The sequence below is a fragment of the Marinobacter sp. UBA5687 genome, from assembly GCF_002420325.1.
Lineage (GTDB): Bacteria > Pseudomonadota > Gammaproteobacteria > Pseudomonadales > Oleiphilaceae > Marinobacter > Marinobacter nauticus.
Window position 1 is genome coordinate 34,303 of the sequence record NZ_DIHV01000084.1, and the last position, 22,634, is coordinate 56,936.

General features: G+C 57.6%; 21 protein-coding genes and 1 tRNA gene. 12 read left to right on the forward strand and 10 right to left on the reverse strand.

Translation table 11 applies throughout. The features are described 5' to 3' along the window. Positions 1 to 47: 47 nt before the first annotated feature. Positions 48 to 123, reverse strand: a tRNA-Asn gene (locus B3Y70_RS08600). Between the two features lie 73 nt (positions 124 to 196). Here B3Y70_RS08600 and B3Y70_RS08605 point away from each other — a divergent pair. After that, positions 197 to 1,162 (forward strand): YheT family hydrolase, encoded by a 966-nt coding sequence (locus B3Y70_RS08605; RefSeq protein WP_286714957.1) that lies wholly within the window; start codon positions 197 to 199, stop codon positions 1,160 to 1,162. Positions 1,163 to 1,166: 4 nt separating this feature from the next. Here the strand turns inward: B3Y70_RS08605 and B3Y70_RS08610 are convergent, their stop codons facing one another. After that, positions 1,167 to 1,808 carry an arylesterase gene (locus B3Y70_RS08610; protein WP_286714956.1) on the reverse strand — a complete coding sequence of 214 codons (642 nt, stop codon included), beginning with the start codon at positions 1,806 to 1,808 and terminating at the stop codon, positions 1,167 to 1,169. A 61-nt stretch (positions 1,809 to 1,869) separates the two neighbouring features. Here B3Y70_RS08610 and B3Y70_RS08615 point away from each other — a divergent pair, with 61 nt between their 5' ends. Both B3Y70_RS08615 and B3Y70_RS08620 read left to right on the forward strand, forming a co-directional pair. After that, positions 1,870 to 2,589 carry an ABC transporter ATP-binding protein gene (locus B3Y70_RS08615; RefSeq protein ID WP_288589625.1) on the forward strand — a complete coding sequence of 240 codons (720 nt, stop codon included), beginning with the start codon at positions 1,870 to 1,872 and terminating at the stop codon, positions 2,587 to 2,589. Next, positions 2,589 to 5,075: an ABC transporter permease gene (locus tag B3Y70_RS08620; protein ID WP_153741072.1), complete on the forward strand. Its 2,487-nt coding sequence runs from the start codon at positions 2,589 to 2,591 to the stop codon at positions 5,073 to 5,075. Before B3Y70_RS08615 ends, B3Y70_RS08620 begins: the two co-directional genes overlap by 1 nt. 7 nt (positions 5,076 to 5,082) lie before the next feature. Here B3Y70_RS08620 and B3Y70_RS08625 read toward each other — a convergent pair whose 3' ends face one another. From B3Y70_RS08625 to B3Y70_RS08640, 4 genes are all read right to left on the reverse strand, one after another. Further along, a complete protein-coding gene (locus B3Y70_RS08625; RefSeq protein WP_011784557.1) occupies positions 5,083 to 5,853 on the reverse strand; it encodes a substrate-binding periplasmic protein in 771 nt (256 codons plus the stop codon). A gap of 174 nt (positions 5,854 to 6,027) precedes the next feature. Further along, on the reverse strand, positions 6,028 to 7,215 hold the full coding sequence (locus tag B3Y70_RS08630; RefSeq protein ID WP_286714955.1) for an iron-containing alcohol dehydrogenase: 1,188 nt from the start codon (positions 7,213 to 7,215) through the stop codon (positions 6,028 to 6,030). Next, positions 7,215 to 7,760 (reverse strand): hypothetical protein, encoded by a 546-nt coding sequence (locus tag B3Y70_RS08635; RefSeq protein ID WP_031209808.1) that lies wholly within the window; start codon positions 7,758 to 7,760, stop codon positions 7,215 to 7,217. The genes B3Y70_RS08630 and B3Y70_RS08635 overlap by 1 nt, the downstream gene beginning before the upstream one ends. A gap of 159 nt (positions 7,761 to 7,919) precedes the next feature. Continuing rightward, a complete protein-coding gene (locus tag B3Y70_RS08640; protein WP_273031559.1) occupies positions 7,920 to 9,194 on the reverse strand; it encodes a M48 family metalloprotease in 1,275 nt (424 codons plus the stop codon). A 168-nt stretch (positions 9,195 to 9,362) separates the two neighbouring features. Between B3Y70_RS08640 and B3Y70_RS08645 the strand changes: the two genes are divergently transcribed. The 8 genes from B3Y70_RS08645 to B3Y70_RS08680 all read left to right on the forward strand — a co-directional run bounded on the left by B3Y70_RS08645 (position 9,363) and on the right by B3Y70_RS08680 (position 17,983). Continuing rightward, positions 9,363 to 10,103, forward strand: coding sequence for a DUF599 domain-containing protein (locus B3Y70_RS08645; RefSeq protein ID WP_014421798.1), 741 nt, complete (start codon positions 9,363 to 9,365; stop codon positions 10,101 to 10,103). A gap of 18 nt (positions 10,104 to 10,121) precedes the next feature. Then, a complete protein-coding gene (locus tag B3Y70_RS08650; RefSeq protein WP_011784562.1) occupies positions 10,122 to 10,592 on the forward strand; it encodes a PaaI family thioesterase in 471 nt (156 codons plus the stop codon). Then, positions 10,589 to 11,023: a PaaI family thioesterase gene (locus tag B3Y70_RS08655; protein WP_286714954.1), complete on the forward strand. Its 435-nt coding sequence runs from the start codon at positions 10,589 to 10,591 to the stop codon at positions 11,021 to 11,023. The genes B3Y70_RS08650 and B3Y70_RS08655 overlap by 4 nt, the downstream gene beginning before the upstream one ends. A gap of 101 nt (positions 11,024 to 11,124) precedes the next feature. Continuing rightward, a complete protein-coding gene (gene htpG / locus B3Y70_RS08660) occupies positions 11,125 to 13,017 on the forward strand; it encodes a molecular chaperone HtpG (RefSeq protein WP_288589623.1) in 1,893 nt (630 codons plus the stop codon). A 14-nt stretch (positions 13,018 to 13,031) separates the two neighbouring features. Further along, entirely contained in the window at positions 13,032 to 13,250 is a 219-nt protein-coding gene (locus tag B3Y70_RS08665; protein WP_014421794.1) for a DUF2835 domain-containing protein, read from the forward strand. 350 nt (positions 13,251 to 13,600) lie between these two features. After that, the gene (gene katG / locus B3Y70_RS08670) at positions 13,601 to 15,772 is read left to right on the forward strand and encodes a catalase/peroxidase HPI (RefSeq protein WP_273031551.1); all 2,172 of its coding nucleotides are present in this window, start codon (positions 13,601 to 13,603) and stop codon (positions 15,770 to 15,772) included. Between the two features lie 150 nt (positions 15,773 to 15,922). Beyond that, positions 15,923 to 16,900: a tRNA dihydrouridine synthase gene (locus tag B3Y70_RS08675; RefSeq protein ID WP_273031549.1), complete on the forward strand. Its 978-nt coding sequence runs from the start codon at positions 15,923 to 15,925 to the stop codon at positions 16,898 to 16,900. A gap of 126 nt (positions 16,901 to 17,026) precedes the next feature. Beyond that, entirely contained in the window at positions 17,027 to 17,983 is a 957-nt protein-coding gene (locus tag B3Y70_RS08680) for an MBL fold metallo-hydrolase (protein WP_273031579.1), read from the forward strand. A 7-nt stretch (positions 17,984 to 17,990) separates the two neighbouring features. On the opposite strand, the gene B3Y70_RS08685 is transcribed toward B3Y70_RS08680, so the two are convergent. Next, entirely contained in the window at positions 17,991 to 19,010 is a 1,020-nt protein-coding gene (locus B3Y70_RS08685) for a class I fructose-bisphosphate aldolase (protein ID WP_286714952.1), read from the reverse strand. A gap of 150 nt (positions 19,011 to 19,160) precedes the next feature. Here B3Y70_RS08685 and B3Y70_RS08690 point away from each other — a divergent pair, with 150 nt between their 5' ends. Further along, on the forward strand, positions 19,161 to 21,215 hold the full coding sequence (locus B3Y70_RS08690; protein ID WP_286714950.1) for a dehydrogenase: 2,055 nt from the start codon (positions 19,161 to 19,163) through the stop codon (positions 21,213 to 21,215). Positions 21,216 to 21,222: 7 nt separating this feature from the next. Here B3Y70_RS08690 and B3Y70_RS08695 read toward each other — a convergent pair whose 3' ends face one another. From B3Y70_RS08695 to B3Y70_RS08705, 3 genes are all read right to left on the reverse strand, one after another. Then, entirely contained in the window at positions 21,223 to 21,708 is a 486-nt protein-coding gene (locus tag B3Y70_RS08695) for a GNAT family N-acetyltransferase (protein WP_014421789.1), read from the reverse strand. A 6-nt stretch (positions 21,709 to 21,714) separates the two neighbouring features. Then, the gene (locus B3Y70_RS08700; protein ID WP_113879638.1) at positions 21,715 to 22,047 is read right to left on the reverse strand and encodes an SMR family transporter; all 333 of its coding nucleotides are present in this window, start codon (positions 22,045 to 22,047) and stop codon (positions 21,715 to 21,717) included. Between the two features lie 67 nt (positions 22,048 to 22,114). Next, on the reverse strand, positions 22,115 to 22,634 hold a 520-nt coding region (locus B3Y70_RS08705; RefSeq protein ID WP_288589624.1), incomplete at its 5' end, for an aspartate/glutamate racemase family protein.

A 22,634-nucleotide genomic window follows, 5' to 3' on the forward strand; every position in this document is an offset into this window, starting at 1 on the left:
CAAAAGAAAAGACCGCTGATGTTTGATCAGCGGCCTTTCGGAATAAGTGGCTCCCCGAGCTGGGCTCGAACCAGCGACAAACGGATTAACAGTCCGTTGCTCTACCAACTGAGCTATCGGGGAACAGCATCAATGTGGCGCGCATATTAAGTACTTTGATCAGGTTCGTCAACCCCCTGAAATGAAAGGTCAAAATTTGCACAAAGCTAAGCTCGAACCCTATCGTCCGCCGGTGTGGTTGCGTAATGGCCACATCCAGTCGGTGTGGCCGACCCTGTTCCGGAAAGTGACTCTGCCGGAACCGGAAACCGACATACTCGCCACCGACGATGACGACGAACTGCATCTGGACTGGTATCGCCAGGGCAGTGACCGTCTGGCGGTGATATCCCACGGGCTGGAAGGCCACAGCCGTAGGCCCTACGTGCTGGGTCTGGCCAGGGCATTGATGGCCGACGGCTGGGATGTGCTGGCATGGAACTTTCGGTCCTGCGGCGGGGTGATGAACCAACAGCCGCGCTTCTATCACAGTGGCGCCACTTCGGATCTGCATGCCGTCGTCAGTCACGCGCTGGGGCGGCGGTATCAGAACCTCTTCCTGTCAGGTTTCAGTATGGGAGGGAATCTCACGCTGCTGTACCTGGGCGAGCAGGGCGAGCGTGTGGACAGCCGTATCAGTGGTGCGGTGACCTACTCAGTGCCTCTGGATCTGGCGGGCAGCGCGGACGTGCTCGCACTGCCCAGCCGGCGTATCTACATGCAGCGATTTTTAACCGATCTACAGGTCAAAATGCGGGAAAAAGCTGAAAAATTCCCTGACCTGATAGACGTTAGCGGTTTTGAAAATATCCGGAGTTTTCACGAATTCGATAATCGTTACACGGCACCACTGCATGGATTCCAGGACGCGGCCGACTATTGGGCCCGGTGTTCTGCTCTGTTTCGGTTGAGTGATATCCGGGTGCCAGCTCTGGTAGTGAATGCAGCAGATGACCCGTTCCTTTCGGCCCGCTGTTTTCCGGACAGTCGCCGGGTATTGGGACATTACGTCCAGATGGAAATCCCGAAGTGGGGCGGGCATGTGGGGTTTGTCCAGCATGCCCGGGATGGTTACTACTGGTCTGAGCGCCGGGCCCTGGGATTCGTACGCCAGGTGATCTGAATGGCTAGCTGCTGGCCTGGTTGTTCAGCAGCGGTTCCAGCTTCGGCCAGATGTTTTCCAGCAGCCGAGGTTGCGCCTCTTCCGTCGGATGAATGCCATCGCCCTGCATCAACCCGTCCTGATCGTAGATACCGTCCAGGAAGAAGGGAACCAGAACCGTATTGTAGCGGTCTGACAGGGTCGGAAAGATATCGGCGAACATGGTGGTGTAGCGCTGGCCGTAGTTAGGCGGGATCTGCATGCCCACCAGCAAAGGCGTGGCGCCGGTATCGCGTACCTGCTCGATCATATTGGCCAGATTGGATTCAATCACATTGGGTGGGAACCCCCGCAGGCCGTCATTGCCGCCGAGCTCAATGATTACAATCGTGGGATCGTGGGTTTCCAGCAGACCTGGCAGGCGCCGCAGGCCACCGTCGGTGGTTTCGCCGCCGATACTGGCATTCACCACGGTCCAGTCCAGATCCTGGCTCTCGATGCGATCCCGCAGCAGCTCTACCCACGCGGTTTCCGAGGGTACGCCATAGGCGGAACTCAGGCTGTCGCCCAGTACCAGCACCGTGTTCTGGTTGGCCAGAACAGGCAGGGCGATAAGAAGCAGGGCCGAGAGTGCGATTGATCTGACGTACAGCGATATCGTATGCATAGTAAATTCATATACCCTTTACAGATTCAACAATACAGACAACGGAGCAACCGTGAACCAGATGACGGATCTCAGTAAAACCGATAGCAGCCCGATGTTGCGGGTGTCTGATCTGACCCATCGGGTCAGCCTGGAAACCGATAGGCTCACGATCTTGCAGGGGGTCAGTCTGGAAATCAATCGGGGAGAGTCCGTAGCCATTGTCGGTCGGTCTGGTTCCGGTAAAACCACGCTGCTTGGGTTGCTTGCTGGCCTGGACACGCCCACCGAAGGTACCGTAGAGCTGGATGGCTCGGTAATCAGCAAGCTGAGTGAAGACGAGCGTGCCAAGCTCCGGGCCCGTCGGGTCGGGTTTGTGTTCCAGTCGTTCCAGTTGCTGCCGGCGTTAACCGCGCTGGAAAATGTGATGTTGCCGCTGGAATTGGCCGGCATGGAAGCGCCGGAGCAGCGTGCCAGAGAGCTGCTTGAACGGGTCGGCTTGGGTGAACGGCTGAGCCATACCCCTCGTCAGTTGTCCGGTGGCGAGCAGCAGCGGGTCGCGATTGCGCGTGCCTTTGCATCCGACCCCGCCATTCTGTTTGCCGATGAGCCCACGGGCAATCTGGATAACCGGACCGGGCAGGCGGTGTCTGACCTGCTGATGGATCTGAACCGGGAGCAGGGCACTACACTGGTGATGGTTACCCATGATGAACACCTTGCCGAACGTTGTGGCCGGCAGCTGCACATCGAGGCGGGCATGCTGACTGAGCCGGATCTGGCCGGGGAGCCGGCACACTGATGGGAGCCTCAAAAAAACTCATGTCCGTGAGCCGTGACTGGCGCGAACGCGACGTTCGTGTGGTGCTGGTTGCGCTGATTATTGCTGTTGCCACCGTGGCCACGATTGCGCTGTTCGCCAGTCAGCTGCAGCGAACCCTGGTATCGTCTGCCAGTTCTTTTCTGGCGGCAGATCGGCAACTGGAAGCCGAGAACGGCCGTCCGATCCCACAGGAATGGTTAGAGAATGCCCAGTCCCGAGGCCTGGAAACCGGGCGCATGGTGGAGTTCTCCACCATGGTCTTCGGAGAAAGCAGGTTTCAGCTGGTCTCGGTCAAAGCCGTGAGCGACGAATATCCGTTGCGCGGCGAAATCGAGATCCAGCCCGGTGCTGAAGAGCCGAGACAGATTGTCAGTCAGGGCCCCGGCCCCGGCCAGGTGTGGGTGAATCCACGGTTGCTGCGTCTGCTCGAACTGGACATCGGCGATACTCTGGAAGTCGGCAATCTGAAGCTGGAAATTACTCGCTTGCTGATCCGCGAGCCGGATGGCGGCTTCCGGCTGTCATCATTGGCGCCACGGGTGATGATGCATGTGGACGATGTTGCCGGCACCGGTGTGGTCCAGGAAGGTAGCCGGGTGGAATACGTCTACCTGTTTGCCGGCGACGAAGGTGTGCTTGACGACTACTACCAGTGGCTGGAACCACAGCTGGGGCCCAGTCACGAGTGGGAAGGGGTCAGAGACGGTGAAACCTTCTCGCGCTCCCTGGAGCGGGCTGAACGCTTCCTGCTGCTGGGTGGCAGTCTTGCGGTGTTGCTGGCGGCGGTAGCCGTGGCGGTGGCCAGCCGGCAATACGCTCTATCCCAGAGGGACACGGTGGCATTGCTGAAAACCCTTGGATTATCCAGTCGTGGCATTGGTGAACTGTACCTGCGCCGCCTCACTCTGTGGGGTGTTGTTGGCGTGTTGGGTGGTCTGGCAGTGGCGTTACCATTGTTCTGGCTGTTGGTGCGTTTGCTGAGCGACCTGCTGGAACGGCCCGTTGATTTCTACCTGGATCCTTCCGCGTTAACGCCCTCCCTGTTAACGGCACTGGTTTCTCTATTCGCATTTGCCTATCCGCCCATTCGCCGCCTGCGTAATGTTCCCGCCATGCGGGTATTACGCTCCCAGCCCGGCGAAACCGGCCGGGAAGCCATTCCGGATATCCTGCTGGCGGTGGTCGCCGTGTTTGGGTTGGTATGGATGTACGCCGGCGAGCTGATGCTGGTGGCCGCACTTTTGGGCGGGCTGGTACTGCTGCTGGGTGTGCTCGGTCTGCTGGGGTGGGGCATGGTCGCCCTCTTGCGCAGAGTGAAGGGTGGCGGCAACTCCTGGCGCCTGGCCCTGGTGGGCTTATATCGGCACCGACGTGCCAGCATGGCGCAGATGGCGGTTTTTGCCATGACGCTTATGCTGGCTGCTACGCTGGTGTTGGTGCGTTCCTCCCTGCTGGACGACTGGCAGGCCCAGCTGCCGGACGACGCGCCAAACCATTTCCTGATCAACATTGCCCCGGATGCGGTGGATGATGTTGAGGAATTCTGGGCCACTCGCGGCGCGCCCCTGGAGACGCTTTATCCGATGGTTCGCGGTCGCCTGACCGAACTGAACGGCGAGCCGGTGAAAGAAGCGGTCAGCAAGGATGAGCGGGTTGGTGCGCTGAACCGGGAGCTGAATCTGACCTGGATGCCGGAGCTGCCGGAAGACAACCGGATTGTGGATGGCCAGTGGTTCGGGCCGGGCGAAACCGAGGGGGTTTCGGTAGAAGCTGAGCTGGCGGAGAAACTCGGTTTGCAGCTGGGTGATCGGCTGACCTTCACCATCGGCTCCAGCAAGGTGACCGAGCCGGTAACGAGTATTCGTACCGTGCAGTGGGACAGCATGAAACCCAATTTCTACATGGCCTTCCCGCCCGATGGCGGTCTGACTGACATGCCCGCCACCTGGATTACCGCGTTCTATCTGAACCCGGACAATAAACTGGCTCTTAACGACTTCTCGCGCCAGTTCCCGACGGTCTCGGTGCTGGAGATAGACCATATCATTGATCGCATCCAGCAGATTGTGCAGCAGGTAACTCAGGCCATTGAGGCAATCCTGGCGCTGATTCTCGCGGCCGCCCTGGTGGTGATGGCAGCGGTTGTCAGTGCCACCCTGCGGGATCGTCAGAGGGAGGGGGCGTTGCTGCGAACCCTGGGCGGCCAGCAGTCGTTGTTGGCACGCAGTACCATGCTGGAATTCGCACTGTTGGGGTTCTTTGCCGGCACGCTCGGTGTGATTGCGGCGGAAGGGGCGGTATATGCGCTTCAGGCCGGAATGTTCGAGGGCACTTTCCGCTGGCACTGGCAGGTGATGCTGCCAGTACCGCTGATTGCAGCCATTCTGTTGGCGTTGTTTGGCCGCTGGCAATTACGACCAGTGCTTAGCGTATCGCCGATGCTACTGCTTCGTCGCCTCGAGTGATCGGGTTTTAGCGATAGTTTGAGAGAATGGCGTCGAGTTCGCCATTCTCCTGGATATTTGCCAGCTCCTGGTTGAAGGCCTCGGCAAACGCTTTCCAGTCTTTACGCAGCATGATCCGGAAGCCGAACTGGCTGATTCCTTCCACAGAAGAGCGAAAGTGCTCGGTCAGTCCTTCGTTCCTGAGAATCCATTGCCCGACCAACCGATCCGCAAGCGCTGCGTGAAACTGCTCGCCATGCAGCACAAAGGTGAAAATCTCCCGATCTCTGGAGACGTCAAATCGCTTAATGCGATGATCTTTGAAATAGGGCTCGAGAAAGGGATAGTAGTATCCCAGTGGCGTGACAATCGTCTTGCCGTAGAGGTCTGCGGGGTGTTTGTATTCAAGCTCAGAGCTCTTCGGGAAGAAGAATACTTCCTCCACGTGAACGACCGGGTCGGTAAACAGGAACTTCTCCGGCTCTTCCGTCCACTCTATGGCCCTTGGCGTGCCGTCAATGTAGCCGTCGGCAAGCATAGGGTCTACCCGTTTTCTGGGGATTTTTACCGGTTCCACGTCGTAGCCCAGGCGGGGGACAATCAGGTTTACCACGTCCCACATAATACCGGAGGGCTTGCTGCCATCAACGATCAGATAAGGTGGGTACCCGTTAGGAGAGATGTTGAAGCGGAACACCCGCTCCTGATTGTCCACTTCGGCAGCGGCATTGCCACTGAAAGTGGTTAGCAGGCTCAACAGGATCGCGGTAAAGGAGAGCTTGAAAAGGAGTTTCTTCATGGCGGAACTCTGGATAGGACAGGCCCATACGCTGGTTAGATCGATACCCGGCCAACTCCCTGCCAGAATGCCCGCTAAATATTACCTTCTTACTATTTTATTTCAATCATTGTGAATCTGACTTTAGGCTAACCCCGGCCAGAGAGGGCCGGGGCGAGATATGCCTCCGAGGTATCAGGCCCAGGCGCGACGAAGCACCGCCATGGCATCTTCGTGGCTCACTTCCCGGGGGTTGAACATGATCGAGCCGTCGTCCAGGGCCAGCTTGGCAATGCTTTCCAGCTGATTTTCCAGTACTTTGCCGGTTTCTTTCAACGTCCGGGGCAGTTCGCAGCGCTTGTAGAGGGCATCCCGCAGTTTTCGAATGGCTGAAATACTGGCCTCGGCACGTCGGCTCGCAGGGGTGGCGGAGTAGACGTCCGGACCTTCCAGGTACAGCAGCAACTCGCCCAAAGGCTCCCGAATGCTCTCAAGGTTGAACTCAAGCACATAGGGCAGGTACAGGCTCATGCACAGTCCGTGGGGCAGGTGGCAGATGGCTCCGGTAGCATGTCCCAGAGAGTGGACCAGGCCCACCATGGAGTTGGAAAAGGCAATGCCCGCCATGGTTGACCCCTGAGCCAGTTCCAGTCGGCCATCACTGTCTTTCGGATTATCCATGACTGAAAGCAGGGATTGGCTCACCTTCTTGACTGCTGCCGTGGCGTACGCGTCGCTCAGGGGGTTTTTGGCCATGCAGGTGAACGCTTCCGTAGCATGGGTGAGCGCGTCCATAGCGGTGGCCGCCGTAATGTGGGGCGGCAGGGTCAGGGTCATACGCGGGTCGATGATGGCGGCGTTAGGCAGCAGGAATGATGAGGTAAACGGAAGTTTTACGCCTTTTTTCTCATCGGTGATGACCGCCACCGAGGTTACCTCGGAACCGGTACCCGCCGTGGTGGGCACAACAAAGAACGGCTTGAGCGGGTGCTTGAGAACACCGGCGCCACTGTATTTGGCGATATTATCGCCGCCTTCGGATACCAGAATATTGACCGCCTTGCCGGTATCAATGGCGGAGCCGCCGCCCACCGCAATGATCGAGTCGCATTTTTCCTTGCGGTAAACGCTGGCAATGTCTTTCACCACCGACGTGGAGGAATCCGGTGGCACATCATCGTAAATGGATACAATCTCCAGCCCGCTTTCTTCGCAGGCGGCAATCACCGGCTCGAGCAAGCCGGCCGCGCGCACCCCTTTATCCGTGACAATCATAGGCCGTTTGGCTGCCAGGCCAGTCAGTTCATAGGGAATGTGTTCCAGCGCGGCTTTACCGGCAATCACTTTTACCGGGCAGAAGAACTCGTAGTATTTGTTGGTCATTATGCTCTCACTGTCTCGACGAATTGGGTGGCGACTTTCAGATAAATGCGGGCGGCACTGATGAGTTTTTCAGGCAGTTTGATGCTTGCCGGATATTCTTTGACCGCCCTTTCGGCAATTAGTCGGGGCAGGATGAATGATTCCAGTCGGTTGAGAACCCGGGTCATCCGCACCGCGTAACTCACATCCCCATCCACCAGCATGCGGTCGTTGGCAAAGGCAACGGAGGTCTTCTCCTGAAACGACAGTACCAGGAAGGCATGGGCGATATGCTTGAACTGGATCGAGAGGTCAACGGGGCGTGGAGCTTCATCCCCGTGGAAGAGCAATTTACCGTTGCCGGTGTGCTCAACGATGAGTTTTGGCCCGTTGGGCATAACCTGCATCTCGAACAGGAAGCCCTCCGGCAGTTCGCAGGTTTCGTTTCGGGTGGCTTCATCCACCTCGCTGATTGCCTGCAGTGCGCGCCCCATCACCTGGAACATCAGCTCAACATAGCTGCGTCGTGCGTGGGACATCATTGGCTGAAGTCGTTTTACGATCATGGTCGCCATCCGATTGTTGTTGGTTAATCTGATTTTTAGAGTTATTGCTCTAGAAGTCAATGCAATCGTTGACGCGGTTTTTGTGTCAAGTCAGCAAATGCGACAACCATAAAAAAACCGGGCGTATTGGCGCCCGGCTTTTTTTGAAACTGCAAAGAGCTATTCGTTGAGTTCGGCCAGCTTGCGCTGAGCTTCAGCCCCCACATCACCACCGGCCTCAGCGGCCGTGGAGTAATAGGCTACTGCCTCCCTGCGTTGGCCCTGTTGCCGCGCGATATCACCTAGTCGGAGATAGGCAATGGAAGTGGGTACCACCTGATTGGCTTTCTCCAGATGGCTTTTTGCCTTGCCAAGGTTGTTCAGCTCCAGTTCGTTCAAACCGCTGTACAGCTGATACTGGAACATCTCCGGATAGAGTGACACGGCCTTGTCGAAATCGGCTTTGGCCTTCTCCGGTTGTTCCATGCCCCGATAGATTCGGCCGCGCAGCGCAAAGAACATGGCTTCTCGCGGTTCCAGCTTGATGGCCTTGTTTACCTGATCGAGAGCCGCTTCATACTTGCCTTCTGAGGCCAGCTTCATGGCTTCATCGTGAGCATCGTAGGCTGGCTGAAGTTCCTTGAGCTTGGCGATACGGCGCTGGTAAACGTCCCGGCCGCGATAACCGCCGGCACCGATCTTCTGAACCAGCTCCTGGTTTTCCTGAACCCGCTTGGCAGAGGGAGGGTGAGTGGCGAACAGGCCATCCAGCCATCCGCTCTGGCGGCCTTCCGATAGCTTCAGAAACAGCTGTTGGAGCTCTACGGCGGCTTGTGGATCATAGCCGGCTTCTTTCATGTATCGGATACCGTAGGCATCGGATTCCAGTTCGTCTCCCTGGCTGTACTGGGCCAGCGCCAGCTGTGCACCCAGAGCTGCACCACCCATGATCAACCCGGCCCATTCATTATCGGAAAGGGCGAAGCCCAGTCCGGCCACCCCGGCGCTGATCAACATGCCCTGCTGCATCCGCTGCACGCTGTGGCGGGCTGCTGCATGAACAATCTCGTGGCCCAGCACCGATGCCAACTGGGCTTCATCCTCCAGCTCCACCAGCAGGCCGCGGTTGATGGCGATCTTGCCGCCGGGCAGGGCCCAGGCATTGGGCACGCTGTTATTGAGCACGACAAATTCATAAGGAAGGTCTGGCCGGTCACTCACGCGCGCCAGCCTCTGGCCCACATCACGCACATAAATGGAAAGCTCCGGGTCGATGTAGAAGCGGCCGCCCTGGGTCTGTTGTGTGGGTGTGTACTGTTCCGCCCCCAGCGCCAGCTCCTGGTTCTCTGAAATCAGAGACAGCTGCTTCTCTCCGGTTACCGGGTTCACAGAGCATCCACCCAGCCCAGTCAGTGTGAGGGCGATTGCCGCTATTGCTATATATCTGGTCAACATTCCGGGTCTCACTTATGTCTCCTTAACGTTGGGGTAAGTTTATAGCACAGACCGGTTTCCGACGTCGGCACCGCCCGACAGACAGTGGTCGGCGCGCTCCCCTTGGCGTATCATAACGAAAGTTTTCGCCCTATTTACCTCCCCAATCCAGGCTTTTTTAACCACCCAATGAGCTACTATCTGGAATTTCTGGCACTGATCTGGTTTTTTGTCTGCTGGGGAGGGTACACCTGGTATTCGCGCAATCGCGCCAATTCTCGCTCGTGTCTGTCGAACACCCTGGATTTATACCGCGAAGACTGGATGCGGGTCATGCTCAAGCGTGAAAACCGTATTTCAGACGCCTCGGTTGTCGGTAACCTGGAACGCAACGGAGCGTTTTTTGCGTCCAGCTGTCTGCTGATTCTCGCCGGTATTATCACCGCCCTTGGCTACACCAGCGAGGCTATGGAAATTTTTGCCACCATGCCATTTTCCGCCGTGCCCAGTCGTGAAATCTGGGAATTGCGATTGGTGGTGTTGCTGGTGGTCTTTATTTACGCGTTTTTCAAGTTCACCTGGTCCATGAGAATGTACAATTTCGTGGCCGTCATGATTGGCAGTGCGCCGCTGCCAGACGACAGCAAGACCAGTCCAGCAGCGCGAGAGGCCTTTGCCCGCAGCGCCGGCAACATCTGTAACCTGGCCGGCGACGCCTTTAACCTTGGCTTGCGTTCTTACTACTATGCCCTGGCTGTGGTGGCCTGGTTCATTCATCCGGTGGCCTTTATGGCTGCCTCAACCCTGGTGGTGTACGTACTCTACCGCCGGGAATTCCACTCAGATGCATTATCCGCCCTGCGCGACGGCAAGGTCTTCGAAGAAGCCATACCCGCCCGTGCCGATGCGGACGTAAAATCCAAGAACTGATCTGCAGGACAGTCCTGAATGAATGATGAAACCCGAATAAACCGGGTTAACCGGTTTATCAGTACGCTCAACCAGGCAAGGGAACTGGGGCTGAACGCAACGGAGGCGGGTGAAGGCTATCTGGTTATGGAGCTGCCTTACAGCGACAGGATTATTGGCAACCCGGACACCGGCGTTATCCATGGTGGCGCTATCACCACCCTGATGGACACAGCCTCCGGCTCGGTGATGATCTGTGGTCTGGATGAATTCGAGCTTTGTCCGACCCTGGATCTCAGAGTGGATTACATGCGCCCGGCGGAGCCCCGGAAGCCGGTGTACGCCAGGGCAGAGACCTACAAGATCACCCGTAACATCATCTTTACGCGCTGCGAGGCCTATCAGGAGGGGGGTGAAACCATCGCCAATTGCGTGGGCACCTTCATGCGCATTGGCAAAGAAGCCACGCCGAAATCCTATCGCGACCTGATCACCGGAGGTGAAGAATGACCGACCCGGAAATTCTGCGCTACACCCAGGAAACCGGCGACTTCTCACGCATGATGGAGAGTATCCCTTACGCCAGCTGGATTGGCCTGCAGTGTGACCGTTTCGGGGATGACCTGATCTTCCGCCTGCCCGCAAAGCAAGAGAACATGGGCAATCCGATCCTGCCGGCTATTCATGGCGGTGTGATTGGTGGTTTTATGGAAATGTCTGCGGCTATTTACCTGATTATGTCCCAGGACGCCTTCCGCATGCCCCGAATTGTCGATTTCTCCCTCGACTATCTTCGGGCTGGCCTGAACCGGGAAACCTACGCCGAGTGCCGGCTTACCCGCCAGGGTAACCGGGTGGCGAACGTGATGATTTCCGCATGGCAGAAGTCTCGTTCCCAGCCCATCGCCACCGCCCGTGCCCACTTCCTGCTTGAAGACTGATTTTGGGTGCTCGCCGGGGTTGAAATACCCCGGCCAACCCCCACTCTCTTGCTCATAAAACTGTTTCTTTATTTGTGACACAGCAGGAGACCAAACCAGCCATGACGGTAGAAGCCAACAAAGAGACCCTGGGATTCCAGACTGAAGTGAAGCAACTGCTTCACCTGATGATCCACTCTCTGTACTCGAACAAAGAGATCTTCCTTCGTGAGCTTATCTCTAACGCCTCGGACGCCGAAGACAAACTGCGCTTCGCTGCCCTGAAAGACGACAAGCTGTTTGAAGGCGATTCGGATCTCAAGATTCGCCTGGATTACGATAAAGATGCCGGCACCATCACCATCGCCGACAACGGCATCGGTATGACCCGTGACGATGTGATCGCCAACCTGGGCACCATCGCCAAGTCCGGCACCGCCGAGTTCCTCAAGCAACTGTCTGGCGACGAGAAAAAAGACAGCAAGCTGATCGGTCAGTTCGGTGTTGGTTTCTACTCCGCGTTCATCGTGGCGGACAAAGTGGAAGTATTCACCCGCAAGGCGGGCGAGCCTGCCGACAACGGCGTGCACTGGGAATCCAAGGGTGATGGCGAGTTCACCATCGAGCCGGCGACACGTGAGCAGCGTGGTACCGAAATCGTGCTGCATCTGAAAGCCGAGGATAAAGAGTTTGCCGATGGCTGGAAACTGCGCAGCCTGGTGAAAAAGTATTCTGATCACATTTCGTTCCCGGTGGTGATGAAGTCCGAATCCGAGGAAGAGGACAAAAAGGGCGAAGAAGAGACGGTGAACGATGCCACCGCCCTGTGGACGCTGCCTCGTACCGAGATCAAAGACGAAGAGTACAAGGAATTCTACAAACACATCGCCCACGATTTTGAAGACCCGCTGACCTGGTCTCACAACAAGGTCGAAGGCAAGCTGGACTACACCAGCCTGCTGTACATCCCCAAGCGCGCGCCGTTCGACCTGTACAACCGGGAAGCGCCCCGTGGCTTGAAACTGTACGTGCAGCGCGTGTTCATCATGGACGACGCAGAACAGTTCCTGCCGCTGTACCTGCGGTTCGCCAAGGGCGTGATCGATTCCAACGATCTGTCCCTGAACGTATCGCGGGAAATCCTGCAGAACGACAGCACCGTGGAGAGCATCCGCACCGCCATGACCAAACGGGTGCTGGACATGCTGTCCAAGCTGGCCAAGAAAGACGGCGATGAATACCAGGGCTTCTGGGATGAGTTTGGCACCGTGCTGAAAGAAGGTCCGGCAGAGGACTTCAGCAACCGCGAAAAAATTGCGGGACTGTTGCGCTTTGCCACCACCCATACCGGCGAAGCCACCCAGAACGTCTCTCTGGATGATTACATCAGCCGGATGAAGGAAGGCCAGAACAAGATCTACTACATCACCGGCGACAACTTTGCCGCCGCCAAGAGCAGCCCGCACCTTGAAGTGTTCCGCAAGAAAGGGATCGAGGTACTCATCCTCTCTGACCGCATCGACGAATGGATGATGGGCTATCTGAGCGAATACGACGGCAAGCAGTTCCAGGACGTGGCCCGTGGTGATCTCGACCTGGGTGAAGTGGAAACCGAGGAAGACAAGAAGCACCAGGAAGAAGCCGCCAAAGAGCACAAGGATCTGCTGGAGCGCATCAAGACCGCTCTGGAAGACCAGGTGCAGGAAGTACGGGTAACCAACCGACTGACCGATTCACCGGCCTGCCTGGTGGTGGGGCAGTTCGATATGGGCGCCCAGATGAAGAAGATCATGGAAGCTGCCGGCCAGAAAGTGCCGGAGAGCAAGCCGATCTTTGAAATCAACGTGGATCATCCGCTGGTGCAGCGACTGGAAACAGAGCAGGGCGAACAGCGCTTCAGGGAGCTTTCTGCCGTTCTGTTCGACCAGGCCACTCTGGCCAGCGGCGAACAGTTGAAAGACCCGGGCGCCTACGTAAGCCGCCTGAACCGTCTGCTGCTTGAACTGGCCAACTGAGCCAGGCATCGCCAATGCAGCAGATCATTGTGGACATCAGCATCAGCCCTGATGAGTGGATCAAGCTTTATCAGGGCGTGGCGACCGATGTTCACACCAGGGCCCGGGACGGACGTTCTGTCCGCTTCCCGGCCCGTATCCTCTCCCGTTTTTTCCTCAACGACGGCGTACGTGGCAGCTTCCGTATCCTGTTTGACGATGCCGGAAAGTTCACCTCTATCGAACGCCTTTAGGTGATAAATAAAAACTCTCGTAAATTTATTTTTAATTAATTGTTTCTCTTGATGGCGTCGGCGGTAAGGTAACGGTGTTCTCGTTAACACAGGAGTTGCCCTATGTCAGCGTTGTCCTATCTCACATCGGTAGCATGGAGTGACTCTCTGGGAATTCTGGCGGATTACTGCGGGAATTATGCGATTGCCCAGTGAGTTACAGATTTGCCAGTGAAGCGGGAGAGTCGATAGTCCTTCACTATTCTGGCGGTAGGAAACATTCAAGCAGCCAACTGTGAATGATCTATATTGATAGTTGCTCTTGAATAATAAACGCCTTTTTGCCAATGACGCAGAAGCAGGAGAGTACGATGAGTGAGACGAATTCTGGTGGTAAGTGCCCGGTTATGCACGGTGCTAATTCAACTGAAAATCGCGATGTCATGAACTGGTGGCCGGAGGCGCTGAACCTCGACATCCTGCACCAGCACGATCGCAAGACCAATCCCCTGGGCGAAGACTTTGACTATCGCGAAGAAGTCAAAAAGCTCGACTTCGAAGCCGTCAAAAAAGACCTGCACGCCCTGATGACAGACAGCCAGGACTGGTGGCCGGCAGACTGGGGCCACTACGGCGGCTTGATGATCCGTATGTCCTGGCACGCAGCGGGCACCTACCGTATCCAGGATGGCCGTGGCGGCGGTGGCACCGGTAACCAGCGCTTTGCGCCGCTGAACTCCTGGCCCGATAACGTCAGCCTTGATAAGGCCCGCCGCCTGCTGTGGCCGATCAAGAAAAAGTACGGCAACAAGCTGAGCTGGGCCGACCTGATCATCCTGGCCGGTACCGTGGCCTATGAGTCCATGGGACTGCCGTCATACGGTTTCTCCTTTGGCCGCGAGGACATCTGGCACCCGGAAAAAGATATTTACTGGGGTAACGAGAAAGAGTGGCTGGCTCCCTCTGACGAGCGCTACGGCGACGTAGAAAAGCCTGACACCATGGAAAATCCGCTGGCAGCGGTTCAGATGGGCCTGATCTATGTGAACCCGGAAGGCGTGAACGGCCAGCCGGACCCGATCAAGACCGGTGAGCAGGTGCGCGTCACCTTCGCCCGTATGGCGATGGATGATGAAGAAACCGCAGCCCTGACGGCTGGTGGCCACACTGTTGGTAAGTGTCACGGTAACGGTGACGCAGGTGCCCTCGGGCCCGAGCCGGAAGCGGCTGATGTGGAAGAGCAGGGCTTTGGCTGGAGTAACCCGAACATGAAGGGTAAAGCTGCCAATGCCGTGACTTCTGGTATTGAGGGGGCCTGGACGACTCATCCGACCAAGTTTGATATGGGATACTTTGACCTTCTGTTCGGCTACGAGTGGGAGCTCAAGAAGAGCCCGGCCGGTGCCTGGCAATGGGAACCCATCAACATGAAGGAAGAGGACAAGCCGCTGGATGCCAGCGATCCGTCCAAGCGCCACAACCCGATCATGACTGATGCCGACATGGCCATGAAGATGGATCCGAAGTACCGTGCAATCTGTGAGAAGTTCATGGCAGATCCGGAATACTTCAAGGACTGCTTCGCCCGTGCCTGGTTCAAGCTGACTCACCGGGATCTCGGCCCCAAGGCCCGTTACATTGGCCCGGAAGCCCCGGCAGAAGACCTGATCTGGCAGGATCCGGTACCGGCTGGCAGCACCGACTACTGCGAAGAAGTGGTCAAAGAGAAGATTGCGGACAGTGGCCTGAGCATCAGTGAGATGGTCAGCACCGCCTGGGACAGCGCCCGTACCTTCCGCGGCTCTGATATGCGTGGTGGCGCCAACGGTGCGCGGATCCGCCTGGCACCTCAGAAAGACTGGGAAGGCAACGAGCCTGCTCGTCTGAGCAAAGTGCTGAAGGTTTACGAGCAGATCTCTGCTGAAACCGGTGCCAGCGTGGCCGATGTGATCGTCCTGGCCGGTAGCGTGGGTATCGAGAAAGCAGCGAAATCGGCCGGTTACGAGGTTCGCGTGCCCTTCCTGAAGGGGCGTGGCGATGCAACCGATGAGATGACCGATGCCCCGTCTTTCGAGTACCTGGAGCCGGTAGCCGATGGCTTCCGGAACTGGCAGAAGAAAGACTACATCGTGAAGCCGGAAGAGCTGCTGCTCGACCGCGCCCAGCTGATGGGTCTGACTGCACCGGAAATGACGGTACTGATCGGCGGTATGCGGGTGCTGGGCACCAACCATGGCGGTACCAAGCATGGTGTGTTCACAGACCGCGAAGGCCAGCTTACGAACGACTTCTTCGTGAACCTGACCGACATGGCTTACAGCTGGAAGCCAGTGGGTAACGGTACGTACGAGATCCGCGATCGCAAGACTGACCAGACCAAGTGGACCGCTAGCCGGGTAGACCTGGTGTTCGGCTCCAACTCCATCCTGCGTTCCTACGCAGAGGTGTACGCCCAGGACGACAACGGCGAGAAGTTCGTGAAGGACTTTATCGCTGCCTGGACCAAGGTCATGAACAACGACCGTTTTGACGTACAGGCATAATCTGCCGGTAACGTTGTGAGAAGCCCCCAGCCGGGCATCCTGTTTCGGGATGCCCGGCTACCTATTTTCTCCCGAATTCCTTACAATCGGCTCCGCCTGATTTTTGATCAGCCGCACTCTGATTCACTCCTCTCAGTTTCTGGAGCCTTCATGCGAATCATCCTTGCCCCGATGGAAGGGCTGGTCGACGCACCTATCCGTGAAACCTTGACCAAGGTCGGCGGGATTGACCGGTGCGTGACGGAATTTATTCGCGTGACCCACGGCATGTTGCCGCCCCGGATTTTCTACAAGTACGCTCCGGAGCTTTACAACGGTGCGCTCACAGAAGTAGGTACACCCGTAGCCGTTCAACTGCTGGGTTCCAATGCCGACATGATGGGCCGCCATGGTGCCAAGGCTGCCGAACTGGGCGCAGGGCAGGTGGACATCAACTTTGGCTGCCCGGCCAAGACCGTCAACAAGCACAAAGGCGGTTGTGTGCTGATGCGCGAGCCCGAGCTGATGTATGAAATTACCGCGGCGGTGCGTAAAGCGGTGCCTGCCCACATTCCGGTGACCGCCAAGATGCGCCTGGGCTATGACGACCGCTCCATGGGCGTGGCCTGTGGCCAGGCTCTGGATGCGGCCGGTGCTTCTGAGATTGTCATTCACGCCCGCAGCAAGGTAGATGGCTACAAGCCGCCCGCTTACTGGGAAGAAATCGCCAAGGTACGCGAAGCGGTCAAAAGCCACGTAATCGCCAACGGCGAAATCTGGACCGTGGAAGACTACTGGCGCTGCCGGAAGGTCTCTGGCTGCGACGATGTGATGATCGGTCGGGGCCTGATTGCCCGGCCGGACCTGGCGGCGCAGATTAAAGCCTCCCAGAACGGCGAGGTGCTGGAACCCATGAGCTGGGCAGAGGCCGTGGTTCTGGTGCGGGAATACGCTGCCGCCCTGCAAACCCGCCTGGAAGACAAATATGTGACCGGCCGCATCAAGCAATGGCTCAACTACCTGCGCCAGGGTTTCGCTGAAGCCGAGGCGCTTTGGCCTCAGGCCCGAAAAATCCGTGAGGTTGCGCCCATGCTCGCCTGCCTGGATCAACCAGTCGACCTGCCGCAACGCAGCACCAACGCCGCCTGACTCCTCACTTTTCGTTCCTCTGGGCTAGACTGGTACAAACCGGGACTGTTGTCGTAAATCCTTCCGGTTCATGTAAACGAGAGGGACAACACCATGAGAACAAGAATAGTGGGCATGGCGGCCCACATGTTTTTCGGCGCCGCCCTGGCGGTGACGGCGGTTACCGCCGCGCAGGCAGACGATCACGCGGTCAAAGTCACGCCATTGGGCAGTCACGACGGCGAGTTCTGTAGTCGTGACCGTGCCCTGATCTTTGAAGACCCCAACGGCACCCGCATTCTCTACGATGCCGGCCGAACCGTGGCCGGCTCCGATGACCCACGGCTTGGCAACATTGATGTCGTTCTGGTTTCGCACATGCATGGTGACCACGTGGGAGACCAGCGCATCGCCAAAACCAACCAGGGCAGTTGCGCCAGCCCGGATACCTCCGTTTCCAGCCTGCCTCAGTCCAACACCGTGGACATTGCCCTGAAGAAAAACGCCACCATCGTGACCGGCAGCGAAATGCCCGCGTTCTTTGCGGCGAAACTGAAAGAAGGTAGCGGTGATCCATCGAAATCCGTACTGGTGCGCTTTGGCGGAAGCAGGGACATCGGTGGTGTATCCATCACCACCGTGCCGGCTGTGCACAGTAACGGGGTGTCACCGTCGTTTCTTTCCGGGCCGCTGGCGGACTATCTGGCGGCAGCCGGCGTGGGGGCCAGTGTGGGACCGCCTACCGGTTACGTGTTGACCTTCAGCAATGGCCTGGTGGTGTATCTGTCCGGGGATACCGGGATTACTGCCGAGCAGAAGCTGGTGGTTAATGACCACTACGAGGCCCAACTAGTGGTGATGAATATCGGCGATACCTTTACCACCGGCCCGAAAGAAGCAGCCTACGTGGTGAATGATCTGATTGAACCGGCTGCGGTGATCGCGTCGCACGCCAACGAGCCGGCCACTGAGGGTGGAAAGGTGAAAGAGGGCACCCGCACGGCGCAGTTCCAGGCTCTGGCGTCCATGCCAGTTCATGTGCCGCTGAGCGGCCAGACCATGGCCTTCAACGGTTCCGCCGGGTGCGTGAGCGGTTGTAACTGAGGGCCGGTCAGCCCTCGTTCTCCATTGCTGGGGTATAGTCACCGGAACGGGCCAGGCCATTGAGTCTGGCCCGTTTTTTCATGGCCGCCTGCGCTGCATCGGCGTTTTCAAGTTTGCCTACCCAGGCTTTCTGGGCAGGTTCCTGCAGGGCCCGGCCGTAGGAGAAACTCAGCTCCCAGGGATGGTAGCCCATGCTGTTCAGAGCATTGAGGTTCTCGGTGGATTCTTCAGGTGTCTGGCCTCCGGAGAGAAAAAATATCCCGGGGACGGCCGCTGGCACCACTCGCCGGAAGACGCTCAGTGTCGCTTCGGCAACCTGTTCAGGCGTGGCTTTGCCGGATTCCTTGCCCGGTGTCACCATGCTGGGCTTCAGCACCATGCATTCCAGGTTCACCCGGTGCCGATGCAGGGCCTTGAAGACTTCCAGCAATACGTCTTCGCTCACCTCTGCAGCCCGCTCGATGGTGTGATTTCCGTCAATCAGTACCTCCGGCTCCACGATCGGCACAATACCCATCGACTGGCACACGGCGGCATAGCGGGCCAGCACCTCGGCATTGGATTTGGTGGCCTGGAACGAGGGCAGGGTATCCGAGATATGGAACACATCTCGCCACTTGGCGAAGCGGGCACCCATGGCTTTGTAGTGCTCAAGCCGGGCTGCCAGGCCATCCAGCCCGTAGGTAATCTCGTCCCCCGGGGCATTCACCAGCGGGCCTTTGCCCTGATCGACCTTGATGCCCGGCACCATGCCCTGGCTGGTAAGGAGCTTGGGAATAGCAACGTCGTCCAGACTCAGTTGCTCCAGGGTCTCTTCGTAAAGAATCACGCCACTGATGTGGTCGCCAAGACCGGGCGTGGAGAAAATAATGCTTCGGTATTCGCGCCGCGTGGCTTCCGTGGATTCAACGCCTACGGCTTTGAAGCGTTTTGCAATGGTCGGGGAGCTTTCGTCTGCGGCCAGAATGCCTTTGCCCGGTTGGACCAGATCGGCAATGGTGGCGTTAAGTTCTTCCTGAATGGTCATGGAGCCTCCCTGAATCGGACTGGGGTTTGAGGGTTAGATACAGCATGAGTTTAGCCGGTTATTTTGTGCCTGCTATTTGATCTGAGCTAAAGCGGCGGAGCGTTCCATCTTCTAAACTGATTGCAGAACAAAACAACAAGGATGCCCGCCATGAAAACGGTCGTTAGTGTCAGCCAGGGATCTTCGGAATACGATTACGAACTGGAAACCACGTTTCTGGAACAGCCATTCCGGATTATTCGGGTGGGCACGGATGGCAACCTGGAACGTGCCGAAGCCGTGCTGGATTCGGTTCGCGGGGAGGCTGATGCCATTGGCCTGAGCATGATTCACGATCACTACCAGGTGGGCCGTGAACAGCTGGAACATCCGGACACTGCCCGGCTGGAAGCCTGCGTTCCCGACAAGCCGGTGACGACCGGTGCCGGCCTCCGAGGTATCTTGCAGGAGTGGGCGGTGCGCCATACCCAAACAGAGCTGGGGCACTTTTTTGACAACGCCCGGGTGCTGTTTCTGAATGGCCAGGCCGGTTACCGAATTGCCAAGGCGTTGTCTGAACACACCGATAACCTGTTTTTTGCCGATCCCTATCTGGATTTCGGCGTACCGAGATTGCTTACCTCCCTTCGCCAACTGGAAACCTATACCTCGCTGACGGCTCCGGTGACCTTCCGCCCCGCGGCAGTCAAGCTTATTGAAGCACTGCACAAAACACCGATTTACCGCATGGGCGAGAAGCTCATTCGTGGCTCGTTGCATGAGTCGGTAAAGGACTCCCATGTGATTGTGGGAGCCATGGGCGATCTGGAGGCCTTCTCGGAGAAAGAGCTGGACGGTAAAACCGTGATCACCTCCCGGGTCACCGAATCCGCCCTGGACTGGTTTCGCTCCCGCAAGGTGGCCATGGTGGTGGACTACAGCCCCTGGTTGGAAGGTCGACCCGTGGGCGTGAATGTGATGGAGGCGATGATCAGCGCGGCGATGTCCCGCACGCCGGAGCAGCTGGGCGCAGACGACTTCCTGGATGTTATTCAGACCCTGGGAATTGAGCCGCGGATTCTTTACCCCAACGGTTATCGGCGGGTAAACCGCTTCGCCTTCGTGATTCATCCGTTGTCTCAGCAGTACCTGACCAAAACCCCACCACTGGACTGGATTGCCAATGTCTCTCCACCCACCGTGATGAACCTGGTGGAGAAGGCTGTGGCTTACACACCGCCTTTCATTTATTCCAAGGTGAGCGGCATCAAATCCCCCACCGGAGATGAAGCCGAGGGATGGCTCATCACCGTAGGCGGCACACCCAAGGAAATCATGGCCCACGGCCCGGAGTTTACCTACAGCCGGTTGTTGGCGGCGGCAAAACTGGCCAAGAAACTTGGGGCCCAGATTATGGGGCTGGGTGCCTTCACCAAAGTGGTGGGGGACGCCGGCATTACTGTGGCCAAACGCGCACCTTTACCGATCACCACGGGTAACAGCTACAGTGCCTCCGGCGCGCTCTGGGCCGCCCACGATGCCGCCAAAAAAGTCGGCCGCGTGAGTATTGGTAAGAGCGGCAAAATGGCGGGTAAGGCGATGGTAGTCGGGGCCACAGGCGCCATCGGTTCCGTGTGCGCGCGCCTGCTGGCCAAAGCCGTGGATGAAATCCACATGGTGGCCCCAGAGGCAGCCAAGTTGCTGGCGCTGAAGGAAAGTATCGAACTGGAAACTCCTGGGGCCATCGTTCACGTCTCTGCCACCACGGACCGCGATCTTTCCGAAATGGACATGGTGGTTACCGCTACGTCCGGGGCCGGTAAACGCATCCTGGACATCATGCAGGTGAAACCAGGCTGTGTGATTACCGACGTGGCCCGGCCGCTGGATATCCCGGCGGAGGATGTGGCCAAGCGGCCGGATGTGCTGGTGATCGAATCCGGGGAAATCCAGCTACCGGGAGACGTGCGCATGAAGGACATTGGCTTGCCCCGGGGCATCGCCTACGCCTGTCTGGCGGAGACGATTGTGCTGGCACTGGAGGCCCGGTTCGAGAATTTCACGCTCGGCCGTAACATTGAATGGGAGAAGGTGCGGGAGATCTACAAGCTCGGGCTCAAGCACGGCATGGAGCTGGCCGCCATATCCGGGGTGAATGGTGTGTTTACTGAGGAAGACTTTGAGCGGGTGCGGACTCTGGCCGAAGAGGCCGAAGAGCCCGCTTGAGTCCAGGTCAGGCGTCGAGCTTCTTGCGCATCAGATAACGCAGGAACTGGGCGCCACGCACCGTGACTCGCTGCTCATCCACCACCTCAAAACCGTGGCGCTCGAAGAAGGGCCGGGCGACCACGCTGGCCTCGGTCTTGAGTTCTGTTACGCCCAGCTCTTTGAGCTGCTGTTCTGCCTCGTGATAAAGGGCAGAAGCAATGCCGCGACGGGCGTAGTTGGGAGCGGTGAATACCAGATCGATATGGCCATCTTTTTCATAGGAAATGAAACCGGCGAGATCTGAGCCTTCTTCTGCCACCAGGGTCTCCAGAGACTCCAGGCGCTCGCGCCAGGTATCCAGATGGGGTGTGCGTGAAGCCCATGCATAGCGCTGGGTTTCGTCGTAGGCGCCTGCCGTGAGCTCGTGCACGGAATCGGTGAACAGGCGAACCACCGGGCTCAGATCCTGAATCCGGTATTTACGAATGGTGATCGAAGTTACGGTACTCATGTCGGTTCAGTGTGCACCTGTGTTGGAAAGCAGGTTGATAACCAATACGCCAGCTACAATCAGCAGCATACCGACAACCGCAGGAAAATCCAGCTTTTGACCGAGCAGTAACCAACCAATGAGCGAAATTAATACAATGCCCAGCCCGGCCCAGACGGCATAGGCAATCCCCACTGGAATCACCTTGATGGCCAGCGCCAGAAAATAGAAGGCCACACTGTACCCGATCACCACCACAACACTTGGCAGCAGGCGGGTGAATCCGTCACTGGATTTCAGTGCCGAGGTCGCAATCACTTCAGCCACAATGGCCAGGCCGAGAAGTAGCCAGCTTTTCATAGAACGTGTTAATACCATCACCAAGTGAATGAGGAGCTAAACTGTGGCGGCTGAAACGGCTCGCTGGTCACGCTAAAGCGTGCGCCACGGCTTGTTCAGCGTGGATGCGGGTGGTGTCGTAAAGCGGAATGGCAGTATCAGCCTGCTGCACCAACAAGCCGATTTCGGTACAACCCAGTATTACGCCTTGCGCTCCCCGTGCGGCCAGTGAGTCCAGCACCTTCAGATAGCCCTGTTTCGAAGGCCTGCGGATAATACCACGGCAAAGCTCGTCATAAATGACCGTATGCACCAATGCCCTCTGGGCATCATCCGGCACCAGTACGCGAATGCCCCGGTTCTCCAGACGCTCCTTGTAGAACGCCTGTTCCATGGTGAATTTTGTGCCGAGAAGGCCGACACAATCGATCCCGTCGCGATGAAGCGCATCAGCTGTCGCATCGGCAATGTGAAGCATGGTCAGGCCAGAAGCCTTCTCAATACTATCTGCCACTTTGTGCATGGTGTTCGTGCATAACACAATGAAATCCGCACCTGCCGCGGCCAACGCCTTGCCGGCCGCACCAAGAATTTCTCCGGTCGCCGCC